Raw genomic sequence first — 13,239 nt, 5'->3', positions numbered from 1 at the left:
CGTTTACACCCCCTTAGGTGCAGATCGTCGGGACAGAGACTCGGACCACTGGGGAGGTCCGAGGAACGGGAGGGCCACCGGCGCGTCGTGCAGCGCGGTGCCCAGGGCCAGCAGAACGCCGGCCGATCCGGTCGCCAGGTCCATCGACAGCCGGAGCAGTTGATGACCGGGGTACGCGAGCCCACCTGCGTAGGACATCGCGTGCCAGCCGAGGCCGTGGACCAGGTCGTCGACCGTCGTCCGCTCCTCGCCCAGCGCCGCGGCGGTGAGGAGCAGACCGGCGCGACCCATCAACAGGCCGGGCTGGACGAAGTAGGAGCAGTGCGTGACCCGCTGGAGCTCCTGCAGGGTGTTCGCGAGCTCGTCGGAGGGCCGGTGGCGCAGGTAGCGCGCGAGGACGAGCGCGATGCCGGCCGAGCCCTCTTCGAGGTACGGCAGCGTCCGCCAGCCCTGGTTGACCTGGCGCACGCCGTCGTCGGTGCGCACGGTCCGCTTCAGGTCCTGCCGGAGCGCGATCTCGGCCAGGTCGAGCAGCCCGGTGTCACCGAGCCGTTCGAACGCCTCGACGAACAACAGGGCGGGCCCGGACGCGCCGTACATCAGCCCGGCCCGCGCATACTGACCGCCACTGAGCTCTGGTACGTCGGTGACGTCGCCGAGCCGGTCGGCGACCAGGTCGAGGACGCGGACCGCCTTCGCCCGGAGCGCGGGCTCGGTGTCGAAGTGCAGGAGGTTCAGGCCGATGCCGGCGAGTCCGGAGTGCAGGCCGAGCTCGCGGGAGCTCCAGTCGTCGGCGAGCGTGCGGTCGACCAGGTCCAACGCGTCCTGGCGGTAGCCGAGCTCGTCGAGGACGTGCGCGACACCGTGCAGGCCGTCGTACAGCCCAGGGCCGGTCTCCGTGTCCAGAGTCCGTTTGCGCAGCCAGTCGTCGTACTCCGGGAAGCGGCCGGCGCCCGTCTTCGCGAGCGCATACAGCACGCCGGCTGCGCCGGTCGCGAGGTCGATCCCGCCCCCGTCGCGGAACTGCGCGATGTCGCCCGGGAAGAGGCGGTCCGTGCGTTCCGGCGATGCACTGGCGACGATGGCCTTGGTGAGCGCCGCGCGTACGTCGGTCCACTCGGCCTTGCCGGGGAGCGCGACGTCGGCCAGGTCGTCGGTCGCCTCAGGTCCGGCGATCGTACGGACCGCCTCGTCGATCGTTGCCCTGGGCACCGGGAAGGTCTCGGTGATCATGTCGGCGAGCTGGAACGCCTTGCCGGGCCGGAGATTCAGCAGGATCGTCGCCTGGGGTGCGTAGACCCCGAGCGCGACACAGGCCAGCGCGTACCGGTCCACGTCGACACCCTGACGATCCGGCGGCGCCGCGTAGCCCGGGTGGGCGAGCGTCGACCGTGCCTTGTCCTCGGCCCTGGTGGCCACCTCGAAGTCGATCAGCTTCAGCCGGCCCTCGGCGTCCACCAGGACGTTGTCCGGGTGCAGGTCGCAGAACACGACTCCGCGCCCGTGCAGTTGCTCGACCGCGTCCCGCACCTTGGCCGTGATCTCGGTGGCCCAGTCGGCGTACTCCGCCTTCTCGGCGTCGGTCGCGTCCGGGTGGGTCAGCGGATAGCGGCGTACCAGCTCTCGCTGCAGGGACACCGAGTCGATGTGCTCCTGCACGAGGAAGTGGTGGTCGCCGAGCTGCAGGTAGTCATGGATCCGCGGTACGACGTCCAGGCCGTCGAGCTGCTCGAGGATGTCGCGTTCGTGGCTGATCCGGGCGACCGCGTCCCGGCCGGCCATGTCGAGACCGGCATACGGGCGGCCTTCCTTGAGGACGACGCGCTCGCCGGTCTCGTGGTGGTGGCCGACGTACACGCCGCCGCCATTGGAGAACTGGATGACGCCGTCGATCGTGTACGCGAGGTCGTTGGTGGTGACCGCGTTGCGGGCGTCGAGGTGCGGCTGCAGGAACGCCGGTAGCGGCACCCACGGCGGCGTCGAGAACGTCGGGCCGCGGTGGTCCGGCACGAGCCGGCCCTGGTCGTCCTCGATCGCGAGTACGCGCTCACCCGTCGGCGACAGGCAGAACCGGCTGACGAAGGCGCCGTACCGGACGAAGAGCGGGCCTTCGGCGTAGCGGAGGTCGCTGAGGATGTACGGGCCTTCGACACCTCGCAGGAGGTCGTCGAGCTCCGCCAGCGTGGTCTGCAGTTGGGCCTCGTCCGCCGGGTAGATCGTCACCAGCTTGCCGCTCGAACCGCGCGGCGCGGACTTGGAGTTGACCATCACCAGCACGGGCTCGTTGCGCAGGAACTTGAACGCGATCCCGCGGGGGACGCAGTACTCCCAGACGGCCTCGAGCGTCCGCTCCACGTCGGCGAGCCGCGCGGACACGTGGATCTTCCAGCCCTGCGGCGGCAGTTGCAGGTCGCTGGGCGCGTAGTGCATCCAGGTGTCCCCGGGCACGTGCTGCCAGCCCTCGGGGACCGGTCGGTCGCACAGCGCGAAGTCCGGGTGCTGGGCACCACGGTTGGCCGGCGTCTCGTAGAACGTCCGATCCGCCAGGCAGTAGAACTCGTAGCTCTCCTGCGCGTCGTCGCGCATAACTGTTCGACCCCCCTTCCGTGGTGCCCCGCACATCTTGGGCGCCTCGAGGAGGGTCGTCGTAGTGCACGATGTCATCACTCTGATGTGAAGAATCCACACACTACGAGTGAGTAACTAAACACTCTTCGTTACCTCACTGCAGCCTTCAAGCGCGTTTCCGACCGTTACACCATGTCAATCCGCGACAGTGCCATCACAACCCGTAACTTCTCCCGCTATGGGTCGTGTATGGGGTTCATCGCGATGAGCAGGACGAACTGCCGGACCAACGAGATCGACTTCTTGTCTAGTGCCACGACGGGGCAGTTGCCATACTTGCTCGATCTGTGGGGGCGGGGGCTGGGGGAGCAATGGTGAGTGTCAATGGGGTGCGGCTGCCGAGTGCAGCGTTCGACTACGAGTGGCATGTCCTGGACTACGACGACCTAGTGCATCGACTCGATCCCATGTCGCCGTTCGCGGCGTTGTGTGGTTCCGTTTGGCAGGAGCCCTGGTGGGAATCAAACTGGATGCCTGACAACTACCCTGCCTGTCGTGGCTGCGAGCGGGTCAGAACCGCTTTCCGATATGAGTGGTGGGTTCTCGACCAGCAAGATGTAGTTCACCTGCTGGCTGCTCGAAGGCGCGATGAGGCGCTCTGCGGGGCATCGCTAGCAGAATCGTGGTGGCAGGACGACTGGATGCCGGACAACTACCCGTGTTGCCAGTCCTGTCGAGCTCGTGCCGCGAGGCTGCGTGTCGCCGACTTGCAGGCCCGGACGCCGGCGCGCGTTGCGGCGCAACGGCCGAGTGCCGTTGTTCCTGTACGACAGAGCCGAGGTTCTCGCAGCTCAGCCCCTGTGCGGCTCCCACGCAACGCCTCCAACGGTCGCAACAACCAGTTGACGACCGCGGAGAGTTGGAGGAAGGCACTAGAGGCTGATCGCCAGAGCCTCCGCTCCGAGCGAGGCGTGAGCGTGAGAACCATCAGCGGAGGGCTGCCAGGCCTCGGTCGGAGGCGGTGATGGCCGACCGCCGGTTGCTGGTGGCACTCTCCGCGTCGGCTGGTGCGGCGATGATCGCTGCCGGATGGCTGTTTGAGGGCGCGGGCTACGGGTCGGATCTCCTGCTGCAGTTGGGCTCGACGTTCCTACTACTTGCTCCGGTTCTGTGGATCGAGCGGCTGCTCAACCGCTCGATCCGAGACGTGCAGGATCAAGTCGATGGTCTACGCCGCCAGATCGGGCCACTGGCGGAAACGTACGAGCGAACCCGCCAGGACCGGGAAAGTGGGCCACGACGCACGACGTTGCTGGAGCAAGTCGTGTCTGACGCACGTGAAAAGGGTCGCGCCGGCGATCATAGTGCCGACGAGGTAGCTCGGTTGTTCAAGAATGGGACGGACGGCGAGAGAGTCGCTGCTCTCGGAATGATGCAAGGCGCTCATTCGCTCGTCAACGTAGACGTGATCGTCAACTGTATTGCCCACTCGCGCTCAGCCTTCGAGCAGTGGCACGCTCTGCTCGTTGCTCTGGACGCGTGGTCGACCTTCTCACAGGATTCGCGAAGTCGCATCATTGCTGCGATAGAGCGACAAACTGGTCCGGGTGGCTACATTCGTCCGGGGACGGACCGGCATGGGATCGCGCGCGGGCTCTTGGCGCTTGGGCGATCCTCGCTGAGCCGAAGGTGAACGCGTGCTTCTGCAGGGTGCCTCGGCCCGTACGCCGACGGTCGCCACAGTGAGACCCGGGCGGCAGCCCGGCACGCGGGCGGTAGCCCGCAAGAAGAAACCCAGGGCGGGCGGGAGCGCGCGTAGTGGACGCGACGAAGGAGTGGCCACGCAGCACGCGTGGGGTAACTAGTCAGCTGGGGTAGGTGTGGATCTCGGTGGCTTTGAGGGTGGCGTGCAGGGACTGGCCGGGGGTGAGGTGGAGGTCGGCTACGGCGGCGGGGGTGATGTCGGCCAGGAGGGTTTGGGGGCCGGCGGGAGAGGTGGTGAGGCGGACCCGGACCGTGTGGGCATGTTGTTCTATGCCGGTGACGACCGCGGGCCAGGTGTTGCGGGGGCTGCCGGACGGCGGGTCGACGTACAGGCTGACGGCGGTGGGTGGGAACGCGACGTGGACCGGTCCGGTCGCGGGCTCGGCGAGGGTGATCGTGCCGCCGTCGGTGAGGGCGACCGAGGTGCCGGACGCGGTGCCGCGGTAGAGGTTGAGGCCGACCAGTTGGGCGACGTAGTCGGTGCGCGGCCGGCGGGCGATGTCGGTGGGCCGGCCTTCCTGGACCACACGTCCCTCCTCGACGATGACCAGTCGGTCGGCGAGCACCATGGCGTCCAACGGGTCGTGGGTGACCAGGACAGTCCGGCCGGGGAAGCGTTGGAGGTGCTGGCCGAGCTCTGCCCGCACGTGGAGCGTCGTACTCGCGTCCAGAGCTGCCAGGGGCTCGTCCAGCAGCAGCACCTCCGGACTGGTCGCCAACGCCCGTACGAGCGCCACCCGCTGCGCCTGTCCGCCGGAGAGTGTGCGCGGCCGAGCGCGTGTGTACGACGCGAGTCCGACGGCCTCCAGCCACCGCAAAGCCTCAGCACGCGCGACCTGCTTGTCGACCCCACGTGCCCTGAGGCCGAACGCGACGTTCTCCAGGCAGCTCAGGTGGTTGAAGAGCAGGTAGTCCTGGAAGACCACTCCGATCGGCCGCTTCTCCGGCGTACGGAAGACGCGCGGAGGCTCGTCCCACACCTGGTCGTTCAGTGCGACGCGTCCGGCGCCCACGGGCAGCAGCCCCGCGATCACTCGCAACGCGGTGGTCTTGCCGGCCCCGTTAGGCCCTAGCAACGCGACGACCTCGCCGGGCTGGACCGTGACATCCAGCTCGAGGTCAAAGGCTCCACGGGTCACCTGCACGTCGGCGTACAAAGTCATCGCAGACCACTGATCCAACGCTCACGCAGCGACGCCAGCACGACGACCGACACGAGCAGCAGCACCAGACTCAGTACGACGGCCACGTCCGGATCGGTCTCCAACGCCAGGTACACCGCGAGCGGCATGGTGGTGGTCGTACCCGGCAGGTTGCCCGCAAAGGTGATCGTGGCGCCGAACTCTCCCAGTGCCCGGGCCCAGCAGAGTACGGCGCCCGCAGCCACGCCCGGTGCGATCGAAGGCAGCGTGACCCGGCGGAACGTCAGCCACCGTCCCGCACCGAGGGTCGCGGCCGCCTCCTCGTAGCGCGGGTCGGCAGCGCGCAGTGCACCCTCGACCGAGATCACCAGGAACGGCATCGCGACGAAGGCCTCGGCCACGATCACGCCGGCGGTTGTGAACGGCAACGAGAACCCGAACCAGAGGTCCAGCCGCTCACCGATCAGTCCACGCCGTCCCAGCACCAGCAGCAGCGCGACTCCGCCCACCACCGGAGGCAGAACCAGTGGGACCGTCACCAGCGCGCGGATGAGCCCACGACCGGGCAGAGCACCGCGCGCGAGCAGCCACGCCAGCGGGATGCCCAAGAGTATGCACAACGCGGTGGCAGCCGTCGCACACACCAGCGACAGCCGCAGGGCCGTCCACACCTCCGCACTGAACAACCGGCTCGGCAGCGTCGACCACGGCGCTCTGACGAGCAGACCAATCAGTGGGACGAGCAGAAACGCCAGACCGAGCAGGGCAGGCACCAGCAACACGAGTGGCAACCGTCCACCCGTGCCTCTGCGCCTACGACTCACTCGTGCTCCCAGCGTTCACCGCCTCATGGGCTGTCGAATCCGGCAGCGGTGAGGACGGCCTTGCCCTGCTCCGAGAGCACGTAGTCGACGAACGCCTTGGCGCCGTCGGGATTCGGGGCCTTGGTCAGGGTGGCGATCGGATACTCGTTGACCGCCTTGTCCGCCTCAGGGAACTCGATGCCCTCCACCTTGTCCTTGGCCGAGAGTACGTCGGTCTGGTAGACGAGCGCCGCGTCGACCTCACCGAGACCGACCTTCGTCAGCGCGGCCTTGACGTCCTGCTCCAGGCTGTCCGGCTCCGGCGTGATCCCGGCCGCCTGGAACGCCTTCTCGGCCGCGGCTCCGCACGGCACCTGCGCGGCACACAGCGCGATCTTGCGGTCCTTGTCCGCGAAGTCCTTCAGCCCGGTGATCCCGGCCGGGTTGCCCTTGGGTACGGCGATCTGCAGCGTGTTCTTCACGAACGTCGTCGCGGTGTTCTTGTCGGTGACCTGCTCCATGTTCTTCGGCGCCGCCGAGGCGAACACGTCGGCCGGCGCACCCTGGTTGATCTGCTGGGCGAGCGCCGAGCTGCCGGCGAAGTTGAAGGTCACCTTGACGCCGGGATGCGCCTTCTCGAAGTCCTTCCCGAGCTGCGTAAAGGACCCGGTGAGCGACGCGGCCGCGAACACGGTCACGGTGCCGGACAGGTTCGTCGTACCGCCGGTCGATGCGGCCGGGCTGTCCTCACCGCAGCCGGCGAGGGTGAACACGGCGACGGCGGCCAGCGTGGCGAGCGCAGTACGGCGGAACATCAGGCCTCCGGGATCTCGACGACGACATGGGTGGACTTGATCGAGGCGACGGCGACCACACCCGGCTCCAGGCCGAGCTCGTCGGCCGCCTCGCGACTCATCAGCGACACGACCCGGAACGGGCCGGCCTGCAGCTCGACCTGAGCCATCACGCCGTCCTTCACGACCCGGGTGACGATCCCGCGCATCCGGTTGCGCGCCGAGGCCGCCGTGGTGGTCCCGGGCTCGGGCGACTCCGCCAGCTTCTGCGCGAACGCGGCGAGCTCCCGCCCGTCGACCGCCATCCGCCCGCCGCCCTGAACCGCCGGCAACCGCCCCTGCTCGACCCACCGCCGCACGGTGTCGTCACTGACCCCGAGCAACGCGGCCGCCTCACTGATCCGCAAATTCGGCATGATCCCCACTCTACCGCCGCAGATGCGGAGCCTGCTGCGGTTTGTCCACACCGACGAATTGATCACAGAAAGTGCCCGCCGGGACGCATAGGTTAAGGGCATGAGCACATCGGGGATGCGGGACTATCTGGACGGGCCGTACAAGGCGGCGCGGGACGTCGTGCGCGCCGGGCTGGGCGCGGACGCGGAGCTGTTCGAGCTGGCCGTCAGGCTGCCGCGGGACGAGTACCGCGACAAGGTCCTCGAGCTGCTCCAGCGGATCACCGCGGACGGGCATCCTGGGCGCGGGTTCCCGAAGGAGTACGGCGGCGAGGGTGATCTCGGCGGGTTCATCGCCGGGTTCGAGACGCTCGCCTTCGGTGACCTCTCGCTGATGGTGAAGGCCGGGGTGCAGTTCGGGCTGTTCGCCGGCGCGATCCTGCACCTGGGGACCGAGCGGCACCACGAGAAGTACCTCGCCGACGCGATCGGCGGCCGGCTGCTGGGCTGCTTCGCGATGACCGAGACCGGCCACGGCTCGAACGTCCAGGCCCTCGGCACGACGGCGACGTACGACGCCTCGACCGGGGAGTTCGTCGTGCACACGCCGACCCCGGCAGCGCGGAAGGACTACATCGGCAACGCGGCGCGGCATGGGCGGATGGCGGCGGTGTTCGCGCAGCTCGTGGTCGGTGGCGAGAGCCACGGCGTGCACTGTCTGCTGGTCCCGATCCGTGCCGAGGACGGTACGCCGATGCCAGGCGTCACGCTGTCCGACTGCGGCCCGAAGCTCGGGCTGAACGGGGTGGACAACGGCCGGATCGTGTTCGACCAGGTCCGGGTGCCGCGGGACGCCCTGCTGGACCGCTACGCCCAGGTCGATGCTGATGGCAACTACCTGAGCGAGATCGAGAACCCGGACCGCCGGTTCTTCACCATGCTAGGAACGCTCGTGCAGGGCCGGGTCTCGGTCGGCGGAGCCGCGATCAACGCGAGCAAGGTCGCGCTCACGATCGCGATCCGGTACGGCGCCCAGCGTCGGCAGTTCGGTGCTCCGGGCAGCGCCGAGGAGGCCCTCCTGCTGGACTACCGGATGCATCAACGGCGGCTGCTGCCGTTGCTCGCCCGGACGTACGCGCTGCACTTCGCCCAGGCGGAGCTGGTGGACGAGTTCGTCCGGATCTTCGGTGACAGCAGCAACGAGCACGACCGGCGGGCGCTGGAGGCGCAGGCGGCCGGGACCAAGGCGATCGGGACGTGGCACGCGACCGAGACGATCCAGACGTGTCGTGAGGCGTGCGGCGGCGCCGGGTACCTCGCGGAGAACCGGCTGGCGACGCTGAAGGCGGACACCGACGTGTTCACCACCTTCGAGGGCGACAACACCGTCTTGCTGCAGTTGGTCGCGAAGGGCCTGCTGACGGACTACCGGGAGTCCTTCGGGAAGCTCGACCCGCTCGGGACGGCCCGCTTCGTCGCGGCGCAGGCGGTCGAGATCGCGGTCGAGAAGGCGGCCCTGCGACCGTTGATCGAGCGGCTGCGGGACGCCGTACCGAACCGGAACGACTCGGCCGACCCGGACGCCGGGTTGCGGGACGACGCGTACCACTCGGGGCTGCTGCGGTTCCGCGAGGAGCACATGCTGTCCGGGGTGGCGCGGCGACTGAAGGCCGGCATCGATGCGGGCGACGAGCCGTTCGAGGTCTTCAACCGGTGCCAGGACCACGTCATCGCGGCCGGCCGGGCGCACGTGGACCGGGTCGTCCTCGAGGCGTTCCAGGTCGCCGTACAGAAGGCGCCCGACGAGTTGCGTGAGCAGTTGAAGGACGTCTACGACCTGCACGCGCTGGCGACGATCGAGGCGGAGCGGGCCTGGTACCTGGAGCACGGGCGGCTCTCGCCGGGCCGGTCGAAGGCGATCACCGCGCTCGTGAACGAGCTGTGTGCCGCGGTCCGGCCGGCCGCGGTGGAGCTCGTCGACGCGTTCGGCGTACCGGGCGCGGCGGTCGACGTACCCATGGTTGTACCGTCACAGCATGAGTGAGCCGATCGAACCCGCGTCGGCCGCCGAGGCCGCCCGTGAACTCGCCCGGGTGCTGCTGGAGCAGGCTGACGCTCTGGACCTGCACGACCTGCGGGCCACCGGCGCGATCGAGACCGTCCGGGTCCAGGCCCGGGCGCTCGCGGACGCCGTGCACGAACGAGGCTGGGGCGACATCTTCCTGGGGATCGACTCCTACGACCCCGACGACCTCGACGACCTGCCGCTCGGGCCGGACGACTTCGACGACCCGGAGGACTACCGGGAGATCGTCGAGGGCGGCAGCATCGACGACCTCGAGGAGCTGGAGGAGCCGCTGGTGCCGGAGGACGGCGTCCGGCTCAGCTACCAGGCGCGGTTCGACTTCGTCGTCACCGACCCGGAAGCGTTCGTGCGGTACGTCCGCAGCCGCGCGGACGAGGCGCAGAACGACGAGGTGATCGACGACATCGAGGACGCCCAGTCCGCGTTCGAGCTGTTGACCTACCTCGACGGCCTCGGCTCCAAGGACTACGACCACGTCGGCCTCGCCTCGGCGGGCGGCGAGGAGTCCCAGAAGATCGTCGAGTTCTCACTCTGGGACCTCGACCCGACCCGCCGCGACGACACCTACCCCTACTAGACCACTCGACAGCGGCCTGCCTCCGGACCTCTGGAGGCAGGCCGCGTTTGCGTCCGGAAGACCAGGAGGAGAGGTCTATGCCGGATTGCTGTCGCAGCCCCGGTCTTGTTGTTGTGGAAGGCAACTAATGCACGGAAAGTGAAGTTCTGTATACACAGTGTTGCCTTGTTCAAAGGCAATGCAAATGTTTGATCCGGGGGATGGTCCGCGACTGTGGCCGCGTGACAACGTTCTGCTGTCGGCGACGGACGGGTCGCCGACACAGGCTCCAGGTGATCCCGGCGTACTCCCGTCCGCGACCGGACTGTTCCTCCCCTGCCGGTCACGGAATGAGGCGCCGGGCCCACCCTCCTTCGGGCCGACTGCCCTCTCGGGGCAACAGCAGGACGCCGGCCGCGCGATACCGGTGCCGGTCGCCAGTGAGGTGGCGACCGACATCAGGCGCGGCCGGCGTTTCCCGTTCCTGGGTTGGTGTCCGGCGCAACTGGGGGCCGGACACCAACCAGGAACTCCCGCCCCCGACCGTGCCGGGCCACGGGCTGGTTCAGGCGAGCTCGAGCGACGAGCGCGACGGCACCTCGCCGTACGTCGTGGTGCGCTGACGGGCCGGGCGGCCGGCCGCGGTGGCCATCGCGGTGAGCTCGGCGATCGACTTGCGCGAGCCGTGCTTGGAGCCGGCCATGCGGCTGATCGTCTCCTCCATCAGCGTGCCGCCGATGTCGTTGACGCCGCCGTTGAGGACGGCGACGCACCCGTCGACCCCGAGTTTCACCCACGAGCACTGAATGTTGTCGATCCGCCCGTGCAGCATGATCCGCGCCATCGCGTGCACCGCGCGGTTCTCGTCGTACGTCGGACCGGGGCGGGCGACCCCGGCCAGGTAGATCGGCGAGTTCTGGTGGATGAACGGCAGCAGCACGAACTCGGTGAACCCGCCGGTCCGGTCCTGGACGGCGGCGATCGTGCGCAGGTGCTGGACCCAGTGGTGCGGCGCGTCCACGTGGCCGTACATCATCGTCGAGCTCGACGGCAGCCCGACCCGGTGCGCGGTGCTGATCACCTCGATCCACGTTGCCGTCGGCAACTTCCCCTTGGTGAGGATCCAGCGGACGTCGTCGTCGAGGATCTCGGCCGCGGTCCCCGGGATGCTGTCCAGGCCGGCCTCCTTGACCGAGAGCAGGAAGTCCTCGATCGACAGCCCGGTGCGGACCGAGCCGTTGACGATCTCCATCGGCGAGTACGCGTGCACGTGCATCTCCGGGACCCGGTCCTTGACCGCGCGGACGAGGTCGGCGTACGCCGTCCCCGGCAGGTCGGGGTGGATGCCGCCCTGCATGCAGACCTCGGTGGCGCCGATCACCCAGGCCTCCTCGGCACGCTGCCCGACCTCGTCCATCGACAGCGAGTACGCGTCCGCGTCGGTCCGCCGCTGGGCGAACGCGCAGAACCGGCAGCCGGTGTAGCAGACGTTGGTGAAGTTGATGTTCCGGTTGACGACGTACGTGACATCGTCCCCGACCGTTGCCTTGCGCAACTCGTCGGCCAGCCCGGCCAGCGCGTCCAGCGCCGGCCCGGTGGCCGTCATCAACGTCAGCGCCTGCGCGTCCGATAGTCCCGCCGGGTCGCGTTCCGCCGCGGCCAGCGCGGCCTTCACCTCGGCCTCGAGCCGCTCCGGTGCGGCGTCAGTAGCTCGCCGGGCGGCCACGTCCTCGCGCAGGACGTCCCAGTCGCCGTACGCCGCGTCGAAGTCCGACCGGGTCTCGGTACGGCGCCCCTCCGTGTCGATCGCGGTATGCAGATCGGTCCGCCCGGCGCTGCCCCACCCACCATCCGGCTCCTGCCACGGCAGCCCGGTCGGCCGAGCCTCCTCGTTCGCCAGCCCGCTCTCCGGATCGACGAGCGCCTCGACGTGAGCGATCAGCCGCGGATCCAGCCACGGCTCGCGCAGATACTCCGGATGCGTCGTCAACCGCTCGCGCAGCACGAACCCGGCATCCGCCGTCACCTTGGCCAGGTCGTCGATCATCGGCCACGGCCGCTCCGGGTTCACGTGGTCCGGAGTCAGCGGCGAGACCCCGCCGAAGTCGTCCACCCCGGCGTCGAGCAGCGCCCGGCACTCGGCCAGGTCGACCAGGTTGGGCGGGGCCTGCACGCGCATCCGCGGCCCGAGCACGATCCGGGTGACCGCGATCGCGGCCAGCCACTCGTCCAGCGGTACGTCGTCGTCGTTCCGCATCGCGGTGTCGGGCTTCACCCGGAACCCCTGGATGATGACTTCCTGGATCCCGTTGTACTGCCGGGCGACCTTGCGCAGCGCGAAGATCGAGTCGGCCCGCTCCGCGAGCGTCTCGCCGATGCCGATCAGCAGACCGGTGGTGAACGGCACGTTCGACCGCCCCGCGTCCTCGAGCACCCGCAGTCGCACCGCCGGGTCCTTGTCCGGAGACCCGAAGTGCGGCTGGCCCTTCTCCTCGAACAGCCGGCGCGACGTGGTCTCCAGCATCATGCCCATGCTCGGCGCGACCGGCTTCAGCCGCTGCAGGTCCTGCCAGGTCAGCACACCCGGATTCAGATGCGGCAGCAGCCCGGTCTCCTCGAGCACCCGAATCGCCATCGCCCGGACGTAGTCGAGCGTGCTGTCGTACCCGGCCTCCTCCAGCCAAGTGCGAGCCGCGTCCCAGCGCTTCTCAGGCGCGTCGCCAAGAGTGAACAGCGCCTCCTTGCAGCCGAGCGCCGCGCCCTGCCGGGCGATCTCGAGCACTTCGTCCGGCGACAGGTACGGCGCGTGCACCCGGCCCGGCGTGGTCGCGAACGTGCAGTAGTGGCACCGGTCGCGGCACAGCCGGCTCAGCGGGATGAAGACCTTCTTCGAGTACGTGACGATTCCGCCCCGGTCGGCGTCCTGCAGACCCTGGTCGCGCACGCGCGCCGCGGTCGCCGTCAAGGCGGTCAGCGCGTCACCGGTGGCGGTGAGCAGCACCTCCGCCTCGGCCGGGTCGAGGGTCTTGCCGTCGTCGGCCCGCTTGAGGGCGCGACGCATCGCCGTACTGATGTCGTTGGTGGCCACGAAGTCCGAGCCTAGGCGCCGGGAACCGGGCGTTCTCCCGATT

At 69.0% G+C, this 13,239-nt stretch carries 9 protein-coding genes; 3 read left to right on the top strand and 6 right to left on the bottom strand.

What is annotated here, in order from left to right:
* Positions 1–3: 3 nt before the first annotated feature.
* Complete coding sequence (gene lanKC / locus ACQPYZ_RS33200) at positions 4–2,586, bottom strand: class III lanthionine synthetase LanKC (protein WP_433162992.1); 2,583 nt, start codon at positions 2,584–2,586, stop codon at positions 4–6.
* A 1,006-nt stretch (positions 2,587–3,592) separates the two neighbouring features.
* Between lanKC and ACQPYZ_RS33195 the strand changes: the two genes are divergently transcribed.
* The gene (locus tag ACQPYZ_RS33195) at positions 3,593–4,261 is read left to right on the top strand and encodes a hypothetical protein (protein WP_433162991.1); all 669 of its coding nucleotides are present in this window, start codon (positions 3,593–3,595) and stop codon (positions 4,259–4,261) included.
* Between the two features lie 172 nt (positions 4,262–4,433).
* Here the strand turns inward: ACQPYZ_RS33195 and ACQPYZ_RS33190 are convergent, their stop codons facing one another.
* From ACQPYZ_RS33190 to ACQPYZ_RS33175, 4 genes are all read right to left on the bottom strand, one after another.
* Positions 4,434–5,495: an ABC transporter ATP-binding protein gene (locus ACQPYZ_RS33190; protein ID WP_433162990.1), complete on the bottom strand. Its 1,062-nt coding sequence runs from the start codon at positions 5,493–5,495 to the stop codon at positions 4,434–4,436.
* Positions 5,492–6,253 carry a molybdate ABC transporter permease subunit gene (modB, locus tag ACQPYZ_RS33185; RefSeq protein WP_433169817.1) on the bottom strand — a complete coding sequence of 254 codons (762 nt, stop codon included), beginning with the start codon at positions 6,251–6,253 and terminating at the stop codon, positions 5,492–5,494. Before modB ends, ACQPYZ_RS33190 begins: the two co-directional genes overlap by 4 nt.
* 68 nt (positions 6,254–6,321) lie before the next feature.
* Positions 6,322–7,092 carry a molybdate ABC transporter substrate-binding protein gene (modA, locus tag ACQPYZ_RS33180; RefSeq protein ID WP_433162988.1) on the bottom strand — a complete coding sequence of 257 codons (771 nt, stop codon included), beginning with the start codon at positions 7,090–7,092 and terminating at the stop codon, positions 6,322–6,324.
* Positions 7,092–7,487, bottom strand: coding sequence for a TOBE domain-containing protein (locus ACQPYZ_RS33175; RefSeq protein ID WP_433162987.1), 396 nt, complete (start codon positions 7,485–7,487; stop codon positions 7,092–7,094). The genes modA and ACQPYZ_RS33175 overlap by 1 nt, the downstream gene beginning before the upstream one ends.
* Positions 7,488–7,587: 100 nt before the next feature.
* Here ACQPYZ_RS33175 and ACQPYZ_RS33170 point away from each other — a divergent pair, with 100 nt between their 5' ends.
* Both ACQPYZ_RS33170 and ACQPYZ_RS33165 read left to right on the top strand, forming a co-directional pair.
* A complete protein-coding gene (locus tag ACQPYZ_RS33170; RefSeq protein WP_433162986.1) occupies positions 7,588–9,510 on the top strand; it encodes an acyl-CoA dehydrogenase family protein in 1,923 nt (640 codons plus the stop codon).
* Positions 9,503–10,129 (top strand): hypothetical protein, encoded by a 627-nt coding sequence (locus tag ACQPYZ_RS33165; RefSeq protein WP_433162985.1) that lies wholly within the window; start codon positions 9,503–9,505, stop codon positions 10,127–10,129. Before ACQPYZ_RS33170 ends, ACQPYZ_RS33165 begins: the two co-directional genes overlap by 8 nt.
* Before the next feature lie 544 nt (positions 10,130–10,673).
* Here ACQPYZ_RS33165 and ACQPYZ_RS33160 read toward each other — a convergent pair.
* Positions 10,674–13,169: a bifunctional FO biosynthesis protein CofGH gene (locus ACQPYZ_RS33160; RefSeq protein ID WP_433169815.1), complete on the bottom strand. Its 2,496-nt coding sequence runs from the start codon at positions 13,167–13,169 to the stop codon at positions 10,674–10,676.
* Positions 13,170–13,239: the final 70 nt, after the last annotated feature.

It is taken from the genome of Kribbella sp. CA-247076 (genome assembly GCF_050942445.1).
In the GTDB taxonomy this organism is placed as follows: Bacteria; Actinomycetota; Actinomycetes; order Propionibacteriales; family Kribbellaceae; genus Kribbella.
This window is presented reverse-complemented; position numbering and strand designations above follow the sequence as displayed.